This window comes from Bacillus sp. FMQ74 (genome assembly GCF_001875785.1).
GTDB classification, from domain to species: domain Bacteria; phylum Bacillota; class Bacilli; order Bacillales; family Bacillaceae; genus Bacillus; species Bacillus stercoris.
The window spans coordinates 240,444-263,978 of record NZ_MOEO01000002.1 but is presented as its reverse complement, the minus strand read 5'-3'; the positions used below and the strand labels follow the sequence as shown (position 1 = coordinate 263,978).

Here is a 23,535-nt window from a genome sequence, read left to right as displayed (position 1 = left end):
AACAAAAAACCTCAAATCCATTTAGGATTTGAGGTTTTTCTTTTGGTACGTCCCAGGAGAGATTCGAACTCCCGACCGACGGCTTAGAAGGCCGTTGCTCTATCCAGCTGAGCTACTGGGACACGTTTTGTTTTTTATTTTTCGCTTTAACTATCAGCGACAAGATTTATTATATATGGGATACAACAAGAAGTCAACGGTTTTTTAGAATTTTTTTCATGAGGAAGAAAATTTTCTTCCTCATGACATTTTCATAGTGTGACTCGGTTTTGCAGATCCTCAATTTCATTGCCTGCTTGGTCGTAAAAACGGACTGTCGCAGCATCATTTTCTAATGTCAGTATAGCATAGCTTTCTGTCCTGCGCACCCTTGGAAGCCGGATGCTGCCTGGGTTAACCATCAGTTTTCCGCGCAGCACTTCGCTTCCCGCGATGTGCGAATGCCCGAAGCAGATAATATCCGCTCCGAGCTCCTCTGCACGATAGTATACGTTTAACAAGGTCTGTTTTATACCGTGAAGGTGGCCGTGTGTGACCAGTATTTTTCTTGAACCGGCAGTCAGAAGAAGCTCGTCCTTAAAATCGCCGGCAAAATCGCAATTGCCTTTTACAACCGCATAAGGCTCCAATGCAGGGTGCCCCGTTTCAAGCTCAGAGTCTCCGCAATGAATCATGAGATCAACTTCTGCCTCATGCCGTTCCGCAATGGTTTGGAGTTCTTCTTCAAGCCCATGGCTGTCACTGATAATCAGCACGTTCATGTACAAGCTTCCTCCTTATGCCTCCAAAAGCTTAGACAGCTTTTTAAGCGCGTCAGCCCTATGGCTGATTTTATTTTTTTTATCACTTGTCAGTTCGGCCATTGTCTTATCTTTATCTTTCACGATAAAGATTGGGTCATAGCCAAAGCCATATTCTCCTCTCGGTTCTTCAGCAATATACCCTTCAACATGGCCTTCGACTGTTTTTGTTTCCTCACCGGGAATACTCACGGCCAGTGCGCAGCGGAAACGGGCGGTGCGCTGTTCTTTTTCGATTCCTTTCAGCTCGCTGAGCACTTTATCGATATTTGCCTGGTCGTCTTTCTGTTCCCCTGCATAGCGGGCTGAATAAACTCCGGGTCTGCCGCCAAGATTATCGATGGATAGACCGGAGTCGTCCGCAATCACCATTTTGTTCACTGCTTTGGCAACAGCTTCTGCTTTCAGAATGGCATTCTCTTCAAATGTATGGCCTGTTTCTTCAATTTCTTCTGTGAATCCAATTTCAGCTAACGATTTGACATCATAGCCTTTTGGCTCAAGAATTTCTTTAAATTCCTTCACTTTTCCCGGATTATGTGTCGCAATAATTGCTTCTTTCATGATGATCAAGCCCTTCTGTCTTTATTTCAGTTCTGGCAGAGAATCCCCCAGCACTTCTTTTTGCTTGTCAATCAGCTCTTGAATTCCTTTTTCCGCAAGACCGAGAAGACCGTTCAGATCCTCCCTTGAAAAAGTCGCCTCTTCGCCGGTTCCCTGCAGTTCCACGAAACGGCCGCTGCCTGTCATGATGACATTCATGTCAACTTCAGCAGAGGAATCTTCTTCATAATTTAAATCTAACAGAATTCTTTGTTCCTTATCAATTCCCACAGAGATCGCAGCAAGAAAATCAGTGATCGGATTTGTCTTGATCGTTCCTGCTTTGATCAGCTTGCCAATCGCAATCGCCATCGCAAGAAATGCGCCTGTAATGGAAGCTGTTCTAGTTCCTCCATCAGCTTGAATGACATCACAGTCAATCCAAATCGTCCGTTCACCGAGCTTTTCCAGATCTACAACAGCTCGAAGCGCGCGGCCGATCAGGCGTTGGATCTCCATTGTTCTGCCGGAAATTTTCCCTTTAGAAGATTCTCTGATTGTTCTTTGGTTTGTAGCCCGCGGCAGCATGCTGTACTCTGCCGTAATCCAGCCTTTTCCTCCGCCCCGCAAAAACGGCGGTACGCGGTCCTCGACAGACGCGTTGCAGATTACTTTTGTATTTCCCGCTGTTATTAGAACAGAACCTTCCGGATGGCTGATAAAATCCAAATCGAATGTGATTGGACGCAGCTCATCGTGTTGTCTTCCGTCATGTCTCATGTTTTACCTCCGATTGTATGTACATAAACCATTTTTGTCCCGGAATTGAATAAAGAAAGAGGCAGCCGGAACGCTAACCTCTTTCTTTCTAGTATATCAAAAATCCCAATTTAAAAACTACCCGTATTCACTTGAGAAGGTCTGGAGACCGGTTCTGTGAGCTTTTCGCCTTTTTCATTTACAAGCTCTGATTTTCCGTTCACTTTAACAGACACGCCTTTTATATCCGGCTGCTCCGTTAACGTGAGCACAATGCTGTTCAGTACTTCTGAAGAAATCATTTTCGTCTTCTCATCGGCGCTGCCGAATATAGATTGATTGAAATCCAACGTCACGCGCCCGTCTTTAATTTTCGGTTTGCTGACCAGCTTTACATCTTCACTGAAGTCTGTTAACAGCCCGCTCACCTTGCTTGGGCCTTTAGCCAATTCATTGATGGCTGCTGTAATGTCGTCCTTTTCCGAATTGTCGATTCGTTTCGTCACCGGCACGTAGTATTCACTGTCCTCGTTTTCCGCCAAATAATAGACTGTCAGCGGATGGGTAGCAGTGAGATCATTTACACCGGCTGTTTCCAAATTAATGCCGTCTTTGCGGCTTAAATCATCTGAGATCGGTGTCCCTCCTACAGGCATCTCCTTCAATTCATGCCCGTTTATTCTCAGCTTCACTTTATCTATCGAACTAAATTGCGTCAGCGTCCACGTCACAGATTGAACGATTTTCTGTTCGTCCTCTTTCTTATAATTTTTGAACTCATTAGAGAAATCAGCTATCGCAGTCCCATCTTTTTTAATGTCAACGTTAACGGTTGTGTCAGCCGGCAATACAGCTCTGAAGCCATTCGGAAGAATTTCAGACACAGGCCCGCCCTGTACGAGATATTCAAGCGCCTGCTTAGCCGTGCTCTCACTTTTAGGGAGAGGCAGCGTTTGCGCAACAACATACCCGTTTTTATCAATGAGATAAAGCTCCCTCATAACAGTAGATGAGGCTTGATCCGCTTTTGCGGTATCACTCTTTTTATTCTCTGTTTTTTCGGCTGCTGTAGTATTTGAATTAGCCTCCGCTTCATCGTTCACGTATGTAACGTCTTGAGGCGGATCAATTTCCTTGGCTGCCTTATCAGATTGAAACAAACCGCATCCGGATAAAAGCAAGGCAGAGGTGAGACAAGTCGCACCAATGACTGCAGGTCCTTTTTTCAGCATACTTTTCCCTCCTAAGGATGTTTGTACTATTATGTATACGAGCCTCTTTAGGAAATAGACCGAAGAATTCCGGCAAAACAGAAAAAAACCCGCAACATTCCGTTGCGGGAAAAACTATCTTTTAATCGGTTCTTGCAGTGAGATACATTCCACATGTCCCACTTCATGGCCAAACCAATCGTCTGCAATTTTTGCAAACTGATCACGCGCCCCTGTTGTCAGGAACTGATGATCCGGGGCAATCGGAGACTGGTTCAGCAGCCCTTTATAAGAGAGAATTGTGCTGACTTCCCGGGCTGTTTCATCGCCGGACGAAATAATGTTTACGTGCTCTCCCATATATCTTTGAATGGCTTCTTTTAAAATAGGGTAATGGGTGCAGCCTAAAATCAGCGAATCAATCGATGTGCCTTTTAACGGATACAGCGAGGTTTTGACAATCTCGTCTGCTGTTTTGTCGAGAAACTTCCCGCTTTCCACAAAAGGCACAAGCAGCGGGCAGGCAAGGTTTTCAACCTTCAGATCAGGATTTAATGCCAAAAGCGCTTCTTCGTATGCATTGCTCTTAATCGTATTCTCTGTGCCGATGACACCGATATGCTGATTATCTGTCACTTTTATCGCTGCTCTCGCACCAGGCTGGATCACTCCGACCACCGGTATACCGATGCTGCGCTGGATGTCATCCAATGCGATCGCTGTTGCTGTGTTACAGGCGATCACGAGCATTTTGATATGGTGGTTTTCGAGTAAATAATTCGTCAGCTCCCACGTATATTGAAGCACCTCTTCTTCAGGGCGCGGCCCATAAGGACACCGTTTCGTATCCCCGACGTAGATAATATTTTCTTTAGGTAGCTGTCTCATGATTTCCTTCGCAACGGTTAAACCGCCAACCCCGGAATCAATGACTCCTATTGGTTGTTCCAACAAAATCGCCTCATTTTCTCTTCATTTCATGCTGCAGTTTCATCAAAGATTTTTCGAAGATGGCTATTTCTTCATCTGTAAACGATTCGAACATATCACGCAAATATTCCTGCCTTTTTGTAATGACCTCTTGGATAATCCGTTCTCCTTCAGGCAGCAGATGTATCCTGACAACACGTCTGTCCGCCGGGTCCTTGACCCGCTCAACAAGCTCATTTTTTTGCATGCGGTCGATTAAGTCCGTTGTCGTGCTGCATGCCAGATACATTTTGCCCGATAGTTCGCCGATTGTCATATCTCCCAGTTCATAAAGCCATTGCAGGCCGACAAATTGCGGCGGCGTAATTGCATATTGGTTAAGGATTTCTCGTCCTTTTTGCTTAATGATCGCGGCAATGTGGCGGAGAGACTTTTCAATATCCGCAACATGCTCCAAAGGTTTTGATGTCATTTGTCCATCCCTCACTCAAGGATCTCTTACGCACAAAAGCGTTCCGTGTCTATTTTCCTTCTTTTTTGAAGAAAATGCAAGACTCGCAGGAGAGAAATAGAGGACTTTAGTCAAACAACATCAAGCAAAAAAATGTATTTTATGACTTGCCTACGTTTTGCACAGCATTCAGAAATATGGTTTCGAATGTTCCAAACAAACAGCAATAACCGGCTCCTTCCTGAAAAGAAGGAATACCGGCAAGGATTAAAGCTCTAGCTCACCCATTCTAAGAAGCTCAACAACGGCTTGCGAACGCCCTTTCACACCCAATTTCTGCATGGCATTTGAAATATGGTTTCGAACGGTTTTCTCACTGATAAATAGCTCGCTTGCAATCTCCTTTGTTGTCTTATCTTGAACGAGCAATTCGAACACTTCTCTTTCTCTTTTCGTTAGCAGCGGCTTCGATTGAAATTCTTTCTCCTTCAAGTATTGTAACCCTCCTTGCTAAGGTGAGAGCGAATCAGAAACGAATGGGTTTTGATATAGTCGAGATATCATATGTAAGAAGGGCGCAGGAGGTGACGTTTACAAGAGAATTAGTTTATCGTGTATGGAGAAGCGTTTCTTTCTCATCATCCGTCCAGCTGACAGCCTTGCCGCTTTCCTTCGAGACTTGAACCATCACGACTGCTCCGGTGAAGCAGGGTTCGCCTTTACGGTTCTCTCCGAGATAATGCAAGGTAAGAGATGAACTGCCGACAGCGCTTGTTTTCACATAGATGCGCAACTCTTCATAAGGCATGACTTGGCGCAAATAATCGCACTGCTGGCTTGCCACAACTGTCATGGTCTGTTTGTTTTCACTCATCATATTCAGCTTTTTAAAATAAGAAATTCGCGCCTCCTCAAAATATATAAAAGGGGTTACATTATTCATATGCCCAAACATGTCCGTCTCGGAAAATCTTACGGATACCTCATTAAAAAAAGAAAAGGATATTTTCCATTCTGGAAACGGCATATCAATATAAGCGGGAAGCTTCATCTTTTTTCATCTCCTTATTGTTTTAAAAAACCTCTCCCATGCGGAAGAGGTTTTTTCTTCTTATACTCTGTCGCTTCCGAAGAAATTGCGGAACGCTTGTAAGTTTGTATCTCTGTTCAAAGCTGCAATGGAAGTGGTCAGCGGAATGCCCTTCGGACAGGATTGGACACAGTTTTGCGAGTTGCCGCAATCTGCAAGGCCGCCTTCATCCATTAATGCTTCTAATCGTTCAGATTTATTCATGGCGCCTGTCGGATGTGCGTTAAACAGACGAACTTGCGACATCGGTGCAGGCCCCATGAACTTCGATTTGCTGTTCACATTCGGGCAGGCTTCGAGGCAGACGCCGCATGTCATACATTTTGATAATTCATATGCCCATTGACGGCGTTTTTCAGGCATTCTCGGCCCCGGTCCTAAGTCGTACGTACCGTCAATTGGTATCCACGCTTTTACTTTTTTCAATGAATCTAACATTCTGCTGCGATCAACCTGCAAATCACGAACGACTGGGAATGTTTTCATTGGTTTTAAACGGATCGGCTGTTCAAGCTGGTCGATAAGCGCCGTACAAGACTGGCGGGGCTTTCCGTTTATGACCATTGAACATGCGCCGCATACTTCTTCAAGACAGTTCATATCCCATGTGACAGGGGTTGTCTTCTCGCCTTTGGCATTAACCGGATTCCGGCGGATTTCCATCAGAGCGGAAATGACGTTCAGATTTGGGCGGTATGGAATCTCAAATTCTTCATCGTAAGGCGTGCTGTCGGCTGTATCTTGACGTGTGATAATAAATCGTATGGTTTTTTGTTCACTCATGATTATTTCGCCACCTTCTTCTTCGAGTAATCCCGTTTCCGAGGCGTTATCAGTGATACATCGACATCCTGATACTCAAATTCCGGCGCTTCATACGGGCTTACATGTTTAGCCATTGTTGTTTTGAGCCATTCATCATCATTACGTTCAGGATAATCCGGTTTATAATGGGCGCCCCGGCTTTCATTACGGTTGTAAGCGCCAAGGGTAATTACCCTCGCAAGCTGGAGCATGTTCGAGAACTGGCGTGTGAACATCGCCCCCTGGTTGCTCCATTTTGTCGTGTCATTGATGTTGATCTTTTTAAAGCGCTCCATTAACTCCTGAATTTTGTCGTCCGTTTTCAAAAGCTTGTCATTATGGCGGACAACCGTTACGTTCGCCGTCATCCACTCACCGAGCTCTCTGTGAAGAACATAGGCATTTTCTGTTCCGTCCATACTCATAATATCAGCCCATTTTTCCTCTTCTTTTTTAACGTGAGCGTCGAATAAAGAAGAAGACATATCTTCCGCTGAAGATTCTAAGCCGTTTACATATTTCACCGCGTTCGGTCCGGCCACCATGCCTCCGTAAATCGCAGACAGCAGGGAGTTCGCTCCCAAGCGGTTGCCTCCATGCATAGAGTAATCACATTCCCCAGCCGCAAACAGTCCAGGGATGTTTGTCATTTGATCGTAATCCACCCATAAACCGCCCATAGAATAATGGACCGCAGGGAAGATTTTCATTGGAAGCTTGCGCGGGTCGTCTCCCATGAATTTCTCATAAATCTCAATGATGCCGCCAAGCTTAATATCTAGCTCTTTCGGATCTTTATGAGACAGATCGAGATAGACCATGTTTTCACCGTTAATGCCGAGCTTCTGGTTCACACACACATCAAATATTTCACGTGTCGCAATATCACGCGGCACCAGGTTTCCGTATGCCGGATATTTTTCCTCCAGGAAGTACCACGGTTTGCCGTCTTTATATGTCCATACGCGGCCGCCTTCACCACGCGCTGATTCACTCATCAGTCTTAGTTTGTCATCGCCCGGGATGGCTGTCGGGTGGATTTGAATGAATTCACCGTTTGCATAGTACGCTCCCTGCTGATAAACGATTGAAGCAGCAGATCCTGTATTAATCATGGAGTTCGTTGATTTTCCAAAAATGATCCCCGGTCCGCCCGTCGCCATAATGACCGCGTCAGAACGGAAGGATTCAATTTGCATGTTTGTCAGGTTTTGCGCAACAATTCCGCGGCAGGTTCTGTCATCATCTAATACAGCGCCAAGGAATTCCCAGCCTTCGTATTTTGTGACCAGACCCGCAACTTCGTATCTGCGCACTTGCTCGTCCAGTGCATAAAGCAGCTGCTGTCCCGTCGTCGCACCCGCATAAGCCGTTCTGTGATGCTGTGTACCCCCGAATCGACGGAAATCAAGCAGGCCTTCAGGCGTCCGGTTAAACATAACACCCATCCGGTCTAATAAGTGGATGATCGAAGGCGCCGCTTCACACATCGCCTTGACCGGCGGCTGGTTGGCAAGAAAGTCTCCCCCGTATACCGTGTCATCAAAATGTTCCCACGGAGAGTCACCTTCCCCTTTTGTATTGACCGCTCCGTTTATGCCGCCTTGCGCACAAACTGAATGAGAACGTTTGACAGGAACGATGGAAAACAGCTTAACCGCCATTCCTGATTCCGCTGCTTTAATTGTCGCCATGAGGCCGGCAAGACCTCCGCCGACTACGATAATGCTTGATTGACTCATGATAGCCCCTCTCCCTCTAGTAATCTAGTACTCTTAAACAAATGCAAAAATCGCTTTTAAGCCTACGTATGACAGTGCAACAAAAATAATCAGCGTAACATATGTCGAAATTCTTTGAGAACGAGGCGTTACCGTGATGCCCCATGTAACAGCGAAAGACCATAAACCGTTCGAGAAGTGGAAAATTGTTGATAAAACACCGACAATGTAAAATCCAAGCATAGCCGGAGAGCTCAAAATATTCGCCATCATGTCGAAATTGACCTCAGCGCCCATTTGTGCGGCAATGCGGGTTTCCCACACGTGCCAGCTGACGAAAATGAGAGTGATGATACCGGTTACACGCTGCAGGACGAATAGCCAGTTTCTCATATAGCTGTATTGGCCTGCGTTATTTTTCGCAGTAAACGCTATGTACACACCATAAACTGCATGATAAATTAATGGTAAGAAGATAATAAAAATTTCCAAGGCATACCTGAAAGGCAGACTATCCATAAAATGAGCAGCGCTATTGAATGCTTCAGCGCCCCTTGCGGCAAACTGGTTGACGACTAAATGCTGAATGAGAAAGATGCCGACCGGTATGACGCCAAGCAAGGAATGCAATCTTCGAAAATAAAACTCTCTGTTCCCAGACATTACTTTACCCCCTGTTTGATAAGTGCGAAATGTGCTAAATCTCTTCCCCCACTTCTTTCAATTGTAAGCACTTTATTAAGATTTATTGACAATTTCATTTTACTCCTCCCTCAAAAGGGCGTCAAGAAAACGCGTACATAAATTATAATTTTCCGAATTGATTAGTTGATTGAAAAATTTTATTTTATCAATATATATTTCTCAATTAATTTTTCATAAGAATTACAGGATCATTCTGTAATCCTCACCCCTGTTTGAGCTATAATATACGCAGGAGAGAGGGGAGACAGATATGAAGTCTAAATTTGAAGCATCTATTGACAACCTAAAAGAAATTGAAATGAACGCCTATGCCTACGAACTAATACGAGAGATCGTTCTCCCAGATATGCTTGGCCAAGATTACTCTTCCATGATGTATTGGGCAGGAAAACATCTCGCCCGTAAGTTTCCTCTTGAATCATGGGAGGAATTTCCGGCCTTCTTTGAAGAAGCGGGCTGGGGAACCCTCACCAACGTAAGCGCTAAAAAACAAGAGCTTGAATTTGAACTCGAAGGGCCGATCATTTCCAACCGGCTTAAACATCAGAAAGAACCTTGCTTTCAGCTGGAAGCTGGTTTTATCGCTGAACAAATTCAATTAATGAATGATCAGATTGCCGAATCATATGAACAAGTGAAAAAGAGAGCCGATAAAGTGGTTCTGACTGTGAAATGGGATATGAAAGACCCAGTGTAATCAAAAAGGCGGTGACTGCATAGTCCCGCCTTTTTGATTGTCATTACACAGCTGAAGGGTGTTTTGAAAGCTCAAATGCATCGTGAAGCGATTCGACTGCTTTCACCATATCGTTTTCGCTTACGACGGTTGACACTTTGATTTCAGATGTGCTGACCATTTTGATTAAAATGTTTTTTTGCGCCAGTACAGCAAACATTTCTGCCGCTACACCGGGATTTGAGACCATGCCGGATCCAACAATGGATACTTTGGCCAATTTGCTTTCTGTCTCGATTTTCTCGAATTCCAGCGCGTCTTTATACTCTTCAAGCACCGCAACGGTTTGGTCTGCATCTTCTGTTTTGACAGAGAAGGAAATTCCAGTCTTGTCCTCGGCCTGCGTTTGGATAATGATATCCACGTTTATGTTTCTTTTAGCAAGTGTCGTAAAAATAGTAGACAAAGTTGTCAGGCCGCTAGTCAGCCCGTAAATGGTTACCCTTGTGATTTGATCTTCAAATGCAATGCCTCTGACAATTAAATTCTGTTCCATGGATGATTCCTCCTCAATTAATGTTCCCGCCTCGGTTTCTGTACTTGAACGCACTTCTAACGGCACTTGGTAATTTTTCGCGAACTCAACAGCTCTCGGATGAAGAACGCCGGCGCCTAAATTGGCAAGCTCAAGCATTTCATCGTATGAGATGCCGGCAAGTTTTCTCGCTGATTTCACATAGCGCGGATCAGTTGTAAACACGCCGGGCACGTCTGTATATATGTCACATTTATCAGCTTTTAAAGCGGCAGCCAACGCAACTGCTGTTGTATCTGAACCGCCACGGCCCAATGTCGTAATTTCACAATCCTCTGTCATGCCTTGGAATCCTGCAACAATGACGATTTTTCCTTCTTCAAGCCGGTCTGCTAAAACCGATGTGTCGATATCTGTAATTCTGGCGTTTCCGTGAACGGCCTCCGTACGGATTCCCGCCTGCCAGCCAGTATAAGACACAGCGTCATAGCCTTTTTCCTGCAATGCCATTGAGAGGAGTGAAATCGTGACCTGTTCGCCTGTCGCCAGCAGCATGTCCATTTCGCGTTTGCTCGGCTGGTCAGAAATGGCTTTTGCAAGGTTGACCAATTCGTCAGTGGATTTTCCCATAGCTGACACGACAACAACGACTTGATGGCCTTTCTGTTTTTCTGCAATCGCACGGTTTGCCGCATTTTGAATTTTTTCGACTGAGCCGACGGAAGTACCTCCGAATTTTTGTACAATAAGACCCATGTATTACCACCCTTTACATTTTGGTTCGTGCGGGTGAGGAGAAAGAGCGCTTTGTCCACAATAAAAAAAGCAATGAGAGGAATACTCTCATTGCTTATCAATTAATCATCATAAATGATTATGAACAACGAGATAGCCCTCCAAGAAAATGATTTCTTGACAGCCTTACATTTATTCAATGCACGGCCAGCAAATAATACCGATGGGGTTTTATTTGCTTCGGCGACGCTCCCCTTTCAGCCTTTTTCATAGAATCCATCTTTCTCCAAAGGCATACTCTTGAAGTTCGCACCTCTATCTTCACCATATAACACGATCTAACTATGAAATTAGTTCACATTTTATCAGATCTTATTTAAAAGGACAACATTATTTTTGCAATTTATCGTAAAGGAGCTGAGCCGCCGCAGCGGGAACACCCGCTTTTTTGATGTCCTCAAGGCTTGCTTCCTTCATTTTTTTAACGGAACCGAAATGCTTTAACAGCATTTTCTTTCTTTTCTCTCCGATACCCGGGATATCATCCAATACGGATTGAAACGCACTTTTTCCGCGGATTTGCCTGTGAAAACTGATTGCAAAACGGTGGACCTCGTCCTGAATGCGCTGCAGGAGGTAAAATTCCTGGCTGTTTCGTTCCAGATACACCACCTCCAGCGGCTCCCCGATCAGTAAGTTTGAGGTTCTGTGCTTTTCGTCTTTCGCTAAACCGGCGATCGGGATATCCAAGCCGAGTTCATTTTCAATGACATCCCTTGCAGCGTTGATCTGCCCTTTTCCTCCGTCAATGATGATCAGATCAGGCAGCGGCAGATTTTCACGAAGCACTCTTGTGTATCGTCTTCTGACGACCTCTCTCATAGAACCGTAATCATCCGGACCTGTAACGGTTTTGATTTTATATTTGCGGTATTCCTTTTTGTACGGCTTGCCGTCGATAAACACGATCATCGCGGAAACCGGGTTTGTCCCCTGTATGTTTGAGTTATCAAACGCTTCAATTCTGTGCGGCGTATAAATATTCAATGCCTCACCGAGTTTCTGCACAGCCCCGATTGAACGCTCCTCGTCCCGTTCGATTAAGGAGAATTTTTCTTTCAGAGCGATTTTCGCATTTTTATGGGCCAGCATGAGCAGTTCTTTTTTCTGGCCCTTCTTCGGCTGGTGAACGTTTGTTTCCAGCAGCTGCTCGATCATGGATTGATCTACGCTGTCCGGAACTAAAATCTCCTTCGGAAGGAAGTGGTTGTTTTTTGAATAGAACTGTCCGATGAATGTAAGGAACTCTTCATCCGCTTCCTGATAAAGCGGGAACATGCTGACATCGCGCTCAATGAGCTTCCCTTGGCGGATGAAAAAGACCTGCACGCACATCCAGCCCTTATCGTATGCGTACGCAAATACGTCACGGTCGACTAGATCGTTCATCGTCATTTTTTGTTTTTCCATCGTTGATTCAATATGGGCGATCTGGTCACGAAGCTCTTTTGCCCGTTCAAACTCAAGATTCTCAGCGGCTTCATGCATTTTTTCTTCGAGCTCTTTTTTGACCTCATTATAGCCGCCCCTTAAGAAACGGGTAATGCTTTCAACCAGCTCTCTGTTCGTCTCTTCGGAAATGTCCTTTACGCACGGAGCAAGACATTGGCCCAGATGATAGTAAAGGCACACTCTGTCCGGCAGCTTGGAGCATTTTCTGAGAGGATACAGACGGTCGAGCAGTTTTTTTGTTTCCCTTGCTGCCTGTACATTCGGGTACGGCCCAAAATATCGCCCTTTGTCTTTTTTGACATTGCGGGTGACAATCAGCCTTGGGTGGCGTTCATGGGTGAGTTTTATGAAAGGATAGGTTTTGTCGTCTTTGAGCATGACGTTGTATTTTGGATCATACTTTTTGATCAGATTCATTTCTAAAATAAGCGCTTCAAGATTGGAGGACGTCACGATATATTCAAAATCCTCGATTTCCGTCACAAGCCTTTGGGTTTTCGCGTCGTGAGAACCGGTGAAGTAGGAGCGCACTCTGTTTTTCAGCACCTTTGCTTTTCCTACGTAGATCACAGTCTGCTGCCGGTCCTTCATGAGATAACAACCCGGTTGATCGGGAAGGAGGGCGAGTTTTTCTTTCAGTTGTTTGTTCATATGGTACCCTTCCTTATATTTAATCCTTTGTTTCCAGTTTAACACGAACGTTTGTTTTTCTCTATGGTTCACAATTGGCGAATAAAAAAAGCGATCCCTCAATCGGAATCGCTCTGGCATGTAAGCAGCCGAAAATTAAAGATGTTTGTTTACAAGCTCTTGAAGCGCTTCTTTCGGTTTGAAACCGACTGAAGTTTCAACTACTTCTCCGTCTTTTAAGACAAGAAGTGTCGGGATGCTCATAACGCCGTATTTTCCAGCTGTTTCTTGGTTTTCGTCTACATCGATTTTTACGATTTTCAGTTTGTCTCCCATTTCTTGATCCAGTTCTTCAAGAACAGGTGCAATCATTTTACAAGGTCCGCACCAAGGAGCCCAGAAGTCTGCCAGTACGACGCCTTCGCTTGTTTCAGCTGAGAAAGATTGATCAGTTGCTTTTACGATAGCCATTATTGAATTCCTCCAATGTGAAATGATGATTTTTAGTATAGCATCTCCCATTCGTTCACGCTATCTTAATGCTTACAAATTATTTTTTCCTGATCATAACCGGTTTACTCATTTTTATCCGGGTTGAATGGGATGTGTCACTTTTATTAAAACACGAATCTGATAATGGCCCCGATTACTACGATAGCCCCGATAATCATTAGAATGGTACGAAGCATAGGATAACATCTCCTCTTCACTGTCATGTACTTTACCATGCCCTTTTGATGCTGTTTTAAAACATGAAAAAGCGCCGGCATAAAGCGCCGGCGCTCTCGCGCGATTACGAATCAGCACGCAGTGTAAGCAAGACGACTGACATTGGGGGGAGTTTTACTTTCAGTTTGTTTTTGCTGAGCGTATATTGTCTGAACGATTCCGGTTTGACGTGATGAGGATCGTCAAACGTGTTATGTGCATTCATTTTCTCTGCCGTAAGAATGATTCCGGAATGGTCCGCTCCCTTGTGTAGGCCTCTCAGCTCGATCTCAGCCTCCGCTTGGTTTTGGTGATCGATGTTGCAAATCGTGATATTGATATCGCCTTCAGCTTGTTTTGACGCTGAAATGCTGATTTGCGGAAGCGTTTCACCCTTCCATTCATAGTCGGTACAGATTAACTCTGTGTCTAAAAGAGAAGCGTCCTGGTGCACCTTAAACATATCAAATACATGGTACGTCGGTGTCAAAAGCATCCGCTCTCCCTCAGTCAAAATCATCGCTTGAAGAACGTTTACTGTTTGAGCGATGTTGGTCATTTGCACCCGTCGGCAATGCTGATGGAAAATGTGAAAATGAGAAGCCGCGACCAGCGCATCACGTATGGTGTTTTGCTGATAAAGGAAACCTGGATTCGTGCCTGGCTCAGGATCAAACCACGTGCCCCATTCATCAATAATCAGGCCGACCCGCTGCTCTGGATCGTACCGGTCCATAATCGTGCCGTGTTTTTGAATCAATTCATCGATATATTTGGCTTTTTTCATCGTAATGAACCATTCATCCTCCGTGAATTCTGTGGCTGATCCTTTGCCCTTCCAGAAATCACCCGGAATCGTGTAATAATGAAGACTCAACCCGTCCATCAGACCAGCGGCTTTTTTCATAAGCACGTCCGTCCAGTTAAAATCATCCACATTTGCGCCGCCTGCAATTTTATAAATTTCATTCCCGCTGTAATTGCGGACATAAGTCTGAAAGCGCCGGTACAGATCTGCGTAGTATTCGGGATGCATGTTGCCGCCGCAGCCCCAGTTTTCATTGCCCACGCCGAAATATTTCAGCTTCCAAGGCTCTTCTCTTCCATTTTGTTTTCTCCAGTCTGACATGGGCGTGCCTTCTTCAAATGTCATATATTCAATCCATTCCGCCATTTCCTGAACGGTTCCGCTTCCGACATTGCCGCAAATATATGGCTCGCATTCAAGCAGCTCGCAAAGCATCATAAATTCATGCGTTCCGAATTCATTTGATTCAATTGTACCGCCCCAGTGAGTGTTAAGCATTGTCTTACGGTCACCGACACCGTTTGCCCAATGGTATTCGTCCGCAAAACACCCGCCCGGCCACCTGAGGACAGGAATATGCAGCTGTTTGAGCGCTTCCAGCACGTCCTTTCGTATTCCGTTGATATTGGGAATGTCTGAGTCCGTTCCAACCCAGATCCCCTCATAAATCCCTCTTCCTAAATGCTCAGCAAAATGACCGTATATATTTTTGTTAATGGTTCCTTTTACGATATCTGTTTGAATCACAGCTTGATGTTCAGACATGCCCCTGATCATTCCTTTCATACGAATATGAAAAGCACCACAGTCAAATATGTGATCTGTCGTTTGCCTGAGGAGTCAGCATGAATGTAAGCGCTTTTAAAGTAACCATATTATATATGTTCGTACATGTCAACGATATTTTCTATTTTATTTATATTTGTACGTATGCATTCACAAATATAAAAAACCCCGGACTTTTAAAGTCCAGGGTTTCCTTTATGAGTGTATATTCAACTGTTTGAATTCCTCAGTTAATAACGGGACGACTTCAAATAAATCTCCGACAATGCCGTAATCGGCTATTTTAAAGATATCGGCTTCAGGGTCTTTATTGATGGCGACGATCACCTTGCTGTTTGACATGCCGGCCAAATGCTGGATGGCCCCGGAAATGCCGCATGCAATGTACAAATCCGGAGTGACGACTTTCCCGGTCTGCCCGATTTGGAGAGCGTAATCGCAATAATCAGCGTCACATGCCCCGCGAGAAGCCCCGACTGCGGCTCCCAGGACCTCAGCAAGCTCCTGAAGCGGCTGAAATCCTTCCTTGCTTTTGACTCCGCGGCCGCCCGCAACGATAATTTTCGCTTCAGAGAGATCAACACCGTCGGCTGTTTTTTTCACGACCTCTTGGATCACTGTACGGAGGTCAGTAAGAGAAACATCAACGCTTTCGATGTTTCCCGACCTGCTGGTGTCTTTTTCTGAAGCTTGAATGTTATTAGGGCGAATCGTTGCAACAATCATCGGATCGGTTGAAATGACGCGTTCAAAAGCTTTCCCCGAATAAATCGGGCGTGTGAACACAACATTCCCTCCGGTAACGCTTACATCTGTAGCATCAGAAATTAAGCCTGTTTGCAGCCGGGCAGCAAGCTTCGGCGAAAGGTCCTTCCCCATAGCTGTATGCCCGAATATGACTGAATCAGGCTTTTCTTGCTCAATCACACCTCTCATGACCTGGCTGTATCCGTCTGCCGTGTATGATTTCAGCTTCGGATCCTCGGCTGTGAGAACTTTATCTGCTCCGTAATGGATAAGCTCTTGTGCGATGCTTTGCACATTTTCACCGATCAGAACACCGATAACTTCTCCATCGCCTGAAATCGTTCTTCCTGCAGCTATTGCTTCAAAGGTGACATTCCGCAATTCCCCATCGCGTATTTCTCCGAGTACGATCACTTTTTTTCCCATTCTAACATCCCCCTGTTTCTTTGAATGTCCAAGCTTTAAATGACTTTGGCTTCGCTGCGGAGCAATGAGACAAGCTCTTTTGCCTGTTCGGCAGGCTCACCCTGGAGAAGCTTCCCGGCTTCTTTTTCCGGCGGCAGAAAACGTTCAATGGTTTTCAGCTTTGGTTCGGCGTCCTCCTCGTCCAGGTCAAGATCATCAAGCTCAAGCTCTTCAAGCGGCTTTTTCTTAGCCTTCATAATTCCCGGAAGTGATGGATAGCGCGGCTCGTTTAAGCCCTGCTGAGCTGTGACAAGCAATGGAAGCGTCGTTTTGATTTTTTCAACATCCCCTTCGACGTCCCTTTCTGCTTCTGCATCAGTGCCGTTGATTTCGAGTTTGGTAATCGTAGTGATACACGGAATGTCCAGTAGCTCGGCAAGCCGAGGCGCCACTTGTCCTGAGCCTCCGTCAATGGCAACATTTCCGCCGAGAATCAAGTCAAACTCCTGATCCTTCATATAATGGTATAAAACTTGAGAAATGGAGTATTGGTCGGGTTCTTCGAGATCATCTTCTATGTTGATTAAAACGGCTTGGTCACATCCCATGGCAAGCGCAGTACGCAATTCTTTCTCCGCTTCTTCACCGCCAACCATGACGGCGGTGATCGAACCGCCGTGCTTTTCCTTCAACTGGATGGCTTCCTCTATTGCATACTCGTCGTATGGATTAATGATCCATTCCGCTCCGTCATCTTGAATCTTTCCAGCTTCAATGACGATTTTTTCCTCTGTGTCAAACGTCCGTTTCATCAGTACAAATAGATTCATGATCATATCCCCTTTTATTCGCCTTTGAACTGAGGCTTTCTTTTTTCGAGAAATGCCTGGATGCCTTCCTTGGCGTCCTCTGACTCAAATGCTTCCCCAAATCGTTTTGCTTCAAGCTTTAAGCTGCCTTCATAGGAATACACCTTGTTGGAATAAAGAAGCTCAAGCAAAGATGCGAGCGTTTGCGGGCTTTTCTCTGCAAACTTAGCGGCAAGTGCTTTTGCTTTTTCAAGCACTTCTGCCTCATCTTTTGCTCCAATTGAGACAAGTCCGAGATCAAGCGCTTCTTTTCCGGATATCGGTTCTCCTGAGCCGATGAGCTCTAGTGCTTTGGCTGTACCGACATATTTCGGAAGACGCTGTGTTCCCGCAAAACCCGGAATGATACCAAGGTTAAGCTCCGGGAGCCCCAGCTTAGCATCTTCTGCCGCGATTCTGATGTGACAGGCCATTGCAAGCTCCAGCCCGCCTCCGAGAGCAGCGCCGTGAATCGCTGCGATAATCGGTTTTGGAAAGCTTTCGATTCTCTCCATTAACTGCTGGCCGCGCTCAGCGAGCAATGAGGAATCCTCATTGCCTTTAAACGATGTAAATTCTTTAATATCAGCGCCGGCTGAGAAAAATCTTCCCTCGCCGTGAATGATAATGCTTCGTACGCCTGCATCTGTCTCACATTGATCAAGACAGGAAGACAACTCTTCTAATATCCGGCTGGAAAGCGCGTTTGCCGGCGGATTGTGAATCGTCAAGACTGCCACAAATTGATCAACCGCAAGTGAAATTGCATTCATAGGACAGAACTCCTTTACTTATTGTGAATTCCGGATACCAATAATTCTAAAACGCTGTTTGAAAGCGCAACGAGATCGTACTTTTGGTCATTCATCACCCAAGTTGTCACGGTTTCGTCAATCGTTCCAAAAATCATCTGCCGGGCGAGGCGGACATCGAGGTCTTCCTTTATTTCGCCTGATTGTATACCTTCCGTCAAAATGCCATCCAAAATATTTAAGTAGCCTTTTAATATTTCGTTGATTTTCTGGCGCAGCTCCAAGTTGGATTGGCGGAGTTCAAGCTGAGTGACAATCGCGAGATTATGGTCACCTGCTAAAAGGGAAAAATGCTTTGAAATCACAAGCGCCAATTTCTCTTTCGCTGTTGTTTTTTCTTTAATGTCCTCTTCCATCCGCTCAATAAATTGACCCATTTTTTCTTTGAAAAGAGAAATTAAAATATCTTCTTTGTTTTTAAAATAGAGATAGATGGTGCCGTCCGCTACTCCGGCTTGTTTGGCAATTTTGGATACCTGTGACTGGTGGTAGCCGTTTTCCGCAATGACTTCTACTGCTGCATCAATAATCTGCATATACTTTGGCCGTTTTTGCTTCAATGTTCATCGTTCCTTCCTATAGAAATGAATGACTATTCATTCATAATTTCATGATAAGAAGGATTTTCAGGTTTGTCAAGTTTATTCAAAGGCGTTCTTTTTTCTTTTTTTATTTGATATGATGATTTTCGGCTTCTTCTTCAAGTAAACGTCTTCTTAAAATTTTTCCGACCGCCGTTTTCGGCAGCTCTTTTCTGAACTCATAGGCTTTGGGCACTTTGTAGGGAGCCAGTCGGGATCTCGCAAAGGCATCCAGTTCTTCTGCATCGGCTTTTGCGCCTTTCTTTAATACGACAAATGCTTTTACTGTTTCTCCCCTGTAGGAGTCGGGCACACCTGCGACAACAATTTCCTGGACGGCTTCATGTTCATAAAGCGCTTCTTCTACTTCACGCGGGTAAATATTGTAACCTCCGGCAATGATGATATCCTTCTTCCTGTCAGCAATATAGAAAAAGCCTTCTTCATCCATATAGCCCATGTCCCCGGTGAACAGCCAGCCATCTCTCAGAACAGCGGCGGTTTCCTCTGGTTTGTTCCAATATCCTTTCATGACCTGCGGACCTTTTACAATGATTTCTCCATGCTCATACGGAGCGGCAAGCTCACCCGTCTCTTCAGAATAGATCGCGGCGTCCGTACTCGGCCAAGGACAGCCGATACTGCCCGGCTTGTTTTTCCCCCAGATAAAGTTGGCGTGCGTTACTGGGGATGCCTCAGACAACCCATAGCCTTCCACAAGTTTTCCGCCAGTCACCTTTTCAAATTTCTGTTTTACCTCCACAGGGAGCGCGGCTGATCCGCTAAGACAGCTTTTAATGGATGACAGATCATAATGCTGCAATTCGGGGTGATGCAAAAGGCCAATGTAAATTGTCGGTGCCCCTGGAAAGAGCGTCGGTCTGTGGTTATCGATGATTTTAAGTGTTTCAAGCGGATCAAACTTAGGAAGAAGAATCATTTCGAAGCCTAGTTTAATCGAATAGTTCATGACTGCCGTCAGTCCGTAAACATGAAAAAACGGGACAATGCCCAGCACTTTTTCAGCACCTTCCTTCACATCGAACATCCAAGCGGCGCACATTTCAGTATTGGCCAAAATATTTTGGTGCGTGAGCATAACCCCTTTTGGATCTCCGGTTGTTCCCCCGGTATACTGGAGGACAGCGATATCATGCTCGGGATCGATCTTCGGAATTGTCAGGAGTTCAGTTTTTTCCTGCTTCAGACTGGAAGCGAACGTGTGAATGTCAGCTGTTTTGTCAAAGTCGATATGCACTTTTTGTTTTTGCGTGAGCGGGTAAAGAATATTCTTCGGAAAAGGCAAATAGTCTTTTATGCTGGTGATCAAAATCTGGTCGACTATTGATAACGTTTTCATTTTTATTGCCTTCGGGAAAAGCAAATCTAAGGTGATGATCACACTTGCTTCAGCGTCTCTGAGCTGATATTCAAGCTCATGCTCGGTATAAAGCGGATTCGTCTGCACCACGATGCCGCCAGCAAACAAGACACCATAATAAGAAATCACTGTTTGCGGGCAATTGGGCAGCATAACAGCCACTCTGTCTCCTTTTTGCAGGCCATTACACTGCAAAAAAGCTGCGAGTTTAAGAGCATCCGTCAGAATGTCATGAAAGGTGAGTTTTTTTCCATAAAAAGATATTGCGGTTTTGTCAGGGAATCGTGCAGCGGAGTCTGTCAGGATGGATTGCAGGGTTTTATTCGGCAACGGAAGCTCATGCGGGATATCGTCGGGATACTCGGCAAGCCACGGCTTTTGAGACTGCATAAAACCTCCCCTTTCGATTTTAGAGTTCCACCCTATCATTATAGCAGATGGACGACAAAAAAAAGAAAAAGAAAGGTAAATCTTTCTTTTTCTCATCATACGAACAGATATATAAGACCAATTAACAAAAAGATTCCCGCCGCGGCGAGCAGTACTTTTGCAAGCTTTTCCATCTATTCTCCGTCCCCTTATATTCCGGCTGCCACCACAAATGAAAGCCCGACAGAAATGACAAATGAAATAAAGCCGACAGCCCGGTTATCATTTTCGATTTCCTTATCAATTTTAAACCGCGGAGTCAAAAACTCAAAAATAAAGTAGCTTAGCAGAAGCATAACAAATCCGTAAACGCCCCAGCCGATCATTTGCAACAGCGAATTGTGCTGGGAGATGGAATGCTGGAATACGTTTGCGATTCCTAAAATTTTTCCGCCGGTCGCCATTGCCACCGCAAGATTTCCTTTTTGAATCTCTTCCCAGTTTTTATAAGCCGTCACCAGCTCAAACACAGTCAAAAAGAGGACGAGGCAGAGAACCGCGACACTGTAATACGCCGCGATTTCCACAAGCTCGTTTTCCCAAAAATCACTCATGGCTATACTCCCTTTTATTTTAGTTCAACAACCGTAACGCCTGATCCTCCCTCACCTGCTTCACCGAAACGGGAGCTTTTGACGCTGCGGTGATTCTTCAGAAGATCCTGCACGCCTTTTCTTAAAGCGCCGGTTCCTTTTCCGTGGATGATTGACACTCTAGGATATCCGGCTAACACTGCATCGTCCAAATATTTTTCAACACGGCTGAGGGCATTTTCATAGCGTTCGCCGCGAAGATCAAGCTCAAGCGATACGTGATAATCCTTTCCCTTGACCGCCGTAATGATTTTTTCTTTTTTTGGCTCCGGAGCTGACTTGATAAACTCCAGATCTTTTTCTTTTACTTTCATTTTTAATATGCCGATTTGAACATTCCATTCATTGCCGCCGGTTTTTTCAAGCAGTGTTCCTTTTTGCCCGAAGGTGAGGACTTTCACCTCATCACCTGGCTTGAAGTCACGTTTTTGCGTTTTCGTTTTTTCCGGTTTTTTGGACTTTTCAAAGGTAGGAACTGCGCCTTCTAACCGTTTCTTCGCGTTGATCAGCTCGTGATCCTTAAAGGATTTGTGTTCTTCTTTTATGGAGCGCAATTCATGAATAATATCTTCGGCTTCTTTCATTGCCGCTTTTACTTTATCAGCCGCTTGCTGTTCAGCCTCCTCGAGCATTTTGTCTTTTTTGCTGTTAAGCTCGATGATTTGCTGCTGCAGCTCTTTATGCAGTTTTTCCGCTTCTTTTCTGATTGATTCTGTCTCAGAAAGCTCTTCTTCCGCACGTTTTTTGCTTTGTTCCAGCGACGCAATCATCGTATCAACTTCGTTATGCTCGGCCGTCATTTCTGACTTCGCCTGCCCGATGATATGGTCTGGAAGTCCAAGGCGTTTTGAAATTTCGAAAGCGTTGCTTCGTCCCGGCACACCAATTAAAAGTTTATAGGTCGGTGACAGCGTTTCGATGTCAAATTCAACGCTCGCATTCATGACGCCTTCTCTGTTATAGCCGTACGCCTTCAATTCTGGATAATGCGTCGTCGCTAACACTCGTGCATTGGTGCGATGCACGTCATCCAGGATGCTCATGGCGAGGGCAGCCCCCTCCTGCGGGTCTGTCCCTGCACCAAGTTCATCGAAAAGCACAAGGCTGTTTTCATTGACCTGTTCTAAAATGCCGACAATGTTCACCATATGGGATGAGAACGTACTTAAACTTTGCTCAATCGACTGTTCATCACCGATATCAGCGAATACGTGCTCAAATACCGCCGCTTCTGACCCTTCATCTGCCGGGATATGAAGACCTGATTGTGCCATTAAGGTTAACAGGCCTAACGTTTTAAGGGTGACTGTTTTCCCCCCGGTGTTTGGCCCTGTAATGACAATGGTTGAAAAATCGCCGCCAAGCTCGATGTCATTGGCAACAACCTGATCAGGCGGAAGCAATGGATGGCGGGCTTTTTTCAAACGGATAAATCCGGTGTCGTTCATAATCGGTTTTGTCGCTTTGACTGCTTTTGCATATCTTGCTTTTGCAAAAATAAAGTCAAGCGTCTGCAGCACTTGCAAATCTAGAAATAGCTCTTCTGTATGCTCTGCCGTTTTCTCTGTCAGCACACGCAAAATCCGTTCAATTTCTTGCTTTTCTTTCACTTTCGCCTGCTGAAGGGAATTGTTCATATCTACAATTGCCTGCGGTTCAATGAATAGTGTTGCGCCGGAGGACGAAGTATCATGCACAATTCCGCCGTAGCTTGATCTGTACTCCTGTTTGACCGGGATCACAAAGCGGTCATTCCGAATCGTAACAATCGTATCAGACAGCATTTTTGAAGCGGAAGAGGAACGCAGCATTGACTCTAACCGGTCTCTGATTCTCGATTCGAGTGTTCTGAGCTGCGTGCGGATTCCTCTCAATGTTTCCGATGCATGATCAAGCACTTCTCCGTGATCATCGATGCAGGAATTAATGTCCCGCTCTAAATCAGATAGCGTGATAAGCTGTTCAGCATGCTGATGGATCAGCGGAATGTCAACACCGTCTTCAGCCATTTGGGTGATAAAATGTTTCATTTGTTTAACTGCATAAAGCAGGCCTGAGATTTCAGTGAATTCTGAAGGACTGAGAACGCTGCCGATTTCCGCTCGTCTTAATGCTCCTCTGATATCAACAAGACCGCCAAACGGCGCTTGGCCTCTCAGCCGGATAATGGCAGAAGCTTCGTCAACTTCATCCAGCTGTTTTTTGATTTCGTCTATAGAAGCAGAAGGCTTAAGCTCGAGAAGCATTTCTTTTCCGAGCGATGAGGCGGCATGCTCAATAACCTGTTCTTTCACTTTATGAAATTCAAGAGCTGATAATACTTTTTGCTGCACGA

General features: G+C 45.1%; 23 protein-coding genes, 1 tRNA gene and 1 riboswitch. Of the genes, 1 reads left to right on the top strand and 23 read right to left on the bottom strand.

Going from position 1 to position 23,535, the window contains the following annotated elements; translation table 11 throughout:
• Positions 1 to 48: 48 nt before the first annotated feature.
• From BLL41_RS05820 to sdhC, 12 genes are all read right to left on the bottom strand, one after another.
• Positions 49 to 122 (bottom strand) — tRNA-Arg (locus tag BLL41_RS05820).
• A 129-nt stretch (positions 123 to 251) separates the two neighbouring features.
• Positions 252 to 761, bottom strand: a complete 510-nt coding sequence (locus BLL41_RS05815; protein WP_071577110.1) for a metallophosphoesterase — start codon at positions 759 to 761, stop codon at positions 252 to 254.
• 15 nt (positions 762 to 776) lie between these two features.
• Positions 777 to 1,373, bottom strand: coding sequence for an XTP/dITP diphosphatase (locus tag BLL41_RS05810; RefSeq protein WP_083427941.1), 597 nt, complete (start codon positions 1,371 to 1,373; stop codon positions 777 to 779).
• A gap of 12 nt (positions 1,374 to 1,385) precedes the next feature.
• Positions 1,386 to 2,123 carry a ribonuclease PH gene (rph, locus tag BLL41_RS05805; protein WP_071577108.1) on the bottom strand — a complete coding sequence of 246 codons (738 nt, stop codon included), beginning with the start codon at positions 2,121 to 2,123 and terminating at the stop codon, positions 1,386 to 1,388.
• Positions 2,124 to 2,233: 110 nt separating this feature from the next.
• A complete protein-coding gene (gene gerM, locus BLL41_RS05800) occupies positions 2,234 to 3,334 on the bottom strand; it encodes a spore germination protein GerM (protein ID WP_071577107.1) in 1,101 nt (366 codons plus the stop codon).
• A 114-nt stretch (positions 3,335 to 3,448) separates the two neighbouring features.
• The gene (racE, locus tag BLL41_RS05795; protein WP_083427940.1) at positions 3,449 to 4,267 is read right to left on the bottom strand and encodes a glutamate racemase; all 819 of its coding nucleotides are present in this window, start codon (positions 4,265 to 4,267) and stop codon (positions 3,449 to 3,451) included.
• A 7-nt stretch (positions 4,268 to 4,274) separates the two neighbouring features.
• Complete coding sequence (locus BLL41_RS05790) at positions 4,275 to 4,715, bottom strand: MarR family winged helix-turn-helix transcriptional regulator (RefSeq protein ID WP_003229573.1); 441 nt, start codon at positions 4,713 to 4,715, stop codon at positions 4,275 to 4,277.
• Between the two features lie 246 nt (positions 4,716 to 4,961).
• Positions 4,962 to 5,186, bottom strand: a complete 225-nt coding sequence (gene gerE / locus BLL41_RS05785; RefSeq protein WP_003184172.1) for a spore germination transcription factor GerE — start codon at positions 5,184 to 5,186, stop codon at positions 4,962 to 4,964.
• 115 nt (positions 5,187 to 5,301) lie between these two features.
• Positions 5,302 to 5,745, bottom strand: a complete 444-nt coding sequence (locus BLL41_RS05780; protein WP_071577105.1) for an acyl-CoA thioesterase — start codon at positions 5,743 to 5,745, stop codon at positions 5,302 to 5,304.
• A gap of 60 nt (positions 5,746 to 5,805) precedes the next feature.
• Positions 5,806 to 6,567 (bottom strand): succinate dehydrogenase iron-sulfur subunit, encoded by a 762-nt coding sequence (gene sdhB, locus BLL41_RS05775; protein WP_071577104.1) that lies wholly within the window; start codon positions 6,565 to 6,567, stop codon positions 5,806 to 5,808.
• Positions 6,568 to 6,569: 2 nt separating this feature from the next.
• On the bottom strand, positions 6,570 to 8,330 hold the full coding sequence (sdhA, locus tag BLL41_RS05770) for a succinate dehydrogenase flavoprotein subunit (protein ID WP_014664887.1): 1,761 nt from the start codon (positions 8,328 to 8,330) through the stop codon (positions 6,570 to 6,572).
• Between the two features lie 33 nt (positions 8,331 to 8,363).
• Positions 8,364 to 8,972: a succinate dehydrogenase cytochrome B558 gene (gene sdhC, locus BLL41_RS05765; RefSeq protein ID WP_003222512.1), complete on the bottom strand. Its 609-nt coding sequence runs from the start codon at positions 8,970 to 8,972 to the stop codon at positions 8,364 to 8,366.
• A gap of 292 nt (positions 8,973 to 9,264) precedes the next feature.
• On the opposite strand from sdhC, the gene BLL41_RS05755 reads away from it, so the two are divergent.
• Positions 9,265 to 9,711: a YslB family protein gene (locus tag BLL41_RS05755; RefSeq protein ID WP_003222508.1), complete on the top strand. Its 447-nt coding sequence runs from the start codon at positions 9,265 to 9,267 to the stop codon at positions 9,709 to 9,711.
• A gap of 43 nt (positions 9,712 to 9,754) precedes the next feature.
• Here the strand turns inward: BLL41_RS05755 and BLL41_RS05750 are convergent, their stop codons facing one another.
• From BLL41_RS05750 to BLL41_RS05690, 11 genes are all read right to left on the bottom strand, one after another.
• Positions 9,755 to 10,981, bottom strand: coding sequence for an aspartate kinase (locus tag BLL41_RS05750; RefSeq protein WP_071577103.1), 1,227 nt, complete (start codon positions 10,979 to 10,981; stop codon positions 9,755 to 9,757).
• A gap of 125 nt (positions 10,982 to 11,106) precedes the next feature.
• Positions 11,107 to 11,286, bottom strand: a riboswitch (Lysine riboswitch).
• 64 nt (positions 11,287 to 11,350) lie between these two features.
• On the bottom strand, positions 11,351 to 13,123 hold the full coding sequence (uvrC, locus tag BLL41_RS05740; RefSeq protein ID WP_069150012.1) for an excinuclease ABC subunit UvrC: 1,773 nt from the start codon (positions 13,121 to 13,123) through the stop codon (positions 11,351 to 11,353).
• Positions 13,124 to 13,258: 135 nt separating this feature from the next.
• On the bottom strand, positions 13,259 to 13,573 hold the full coding sequence (trxA, locus tag BLL41_RS05735; RefSeq protein WP_003222500.1) for a thioredoxin: 315 nt from the start codon (positions 13,571 to 13,573) through the stop codon (positions 13,259 to 13,261).
• Positions 13,574 to 13,895: 322 nt separating this feature from the next.
• Positions 13,896 to 15,383, bottom strand: coding sequence for an alpha-L-arabinofuranosidase AbfB (gene abfB / locus BLL41_RS05725; protein WP_071577101.1), 1,488 nt, complete (start codon positions 15,381 to 15,383; stop codon positions 13,896 to 13,898).
• A gap of 216 nt (positions 15,384 to 15,599) precedes the next feature.
• Complete coding sequence (etfA, locus tag BLL41_RS05720) at positions 15,600 to 16,577, bottom strand: electron transfer flavoprotein subunit alpha (RefSeq protein ID WP_071577100.1); 978 nt, start codon at positions 16,575 to 16,577, stop codon at positions 15,600 to 15,602.
• A 35-nt stretch (positions 16,578 to 16,612) separates the two neighbouring features.
• Positions 16,613 to 17,386 carry an electron transfer flavoprotein subunit beta gene (gene etfB, locus BLL41_RS05715; protein WP_071577099.1) on the bottom strand — a complete coding sequence of 258 codons (774 nt, stop codon included), beginning with the start codon at positions 17,384 to 17,386 and terminating at the stop codon, positions 16,613 to 16,615.
• A gap of 14 nt (positions 17,387 to 17,400) precedes the next feature.
• Positions 17,401 to 18,177 (bottom strand): enoyl-CoA hydratase, encoded by a 777-nt coding sequence (locus tag BLL41_RS05710; RefSeq protein ID WP_071577098.1) that lies wholly within the window; start codon positions 18,175 to 18,177, stop codon positions 17,401 to 17,403.
• Between the two features lie 14 nt (positions 18,178 to 18,191).
• Positions 18,192 to 18,776, bottom strand: coding sequence for a fatty acid metabolism transcriptional regulator FadR (gene fadR / locus BLL41_RS05705; protein ID WP_069150016.1), 585 nt, complete (start codon positions 18,774 to 18,776; stop codon positions 18,192 to 18,194).
• 109 nt (positions 18,777 to 18,885) lie between these two features.
• Positions 18,886 to 20,568, bottom strand: a complete 1,683-nt coding sequence (gene lcfA, locus BLL41_RS05700) for a long-chain-fatty-acid--CoA ligase LcfA (RefSeq protein ID WP_071577097.1) — start codon at positions 20,566 to 20,568, stop codon at positions 18,886 to 18,888.
• A gap of 188 nt (positions 20,569 to 20,756) precedes the next feature.
• Positions 20,757 to 21,161: a DUF350 domain-containing protein gene (locus BLL41_RS05695; protein ID WP_003222485.1), complete on the bottom strand. Its 405-nt coding sequence runs from the start codon at positions 21,159 to 21,161 to the stop codon at positions 20,757 to 20,759.
• 14 nt (positions 21,162 to 21,175) lie between these two features.
• Positions 21,176 to 23,533: an endonuclease MutS2 gene (locus tag BLL41_RS05690; protein ID WP_071577096.1), complete on the bottom strand. Its 2,358-nt coding sequence runs from the start codon at positions 23,531 to 23,533 to the stop codon at positions 21,176 to 21,178.
• Positions 23,534 to 23,535: the final 2 nt, after the last annotated feature.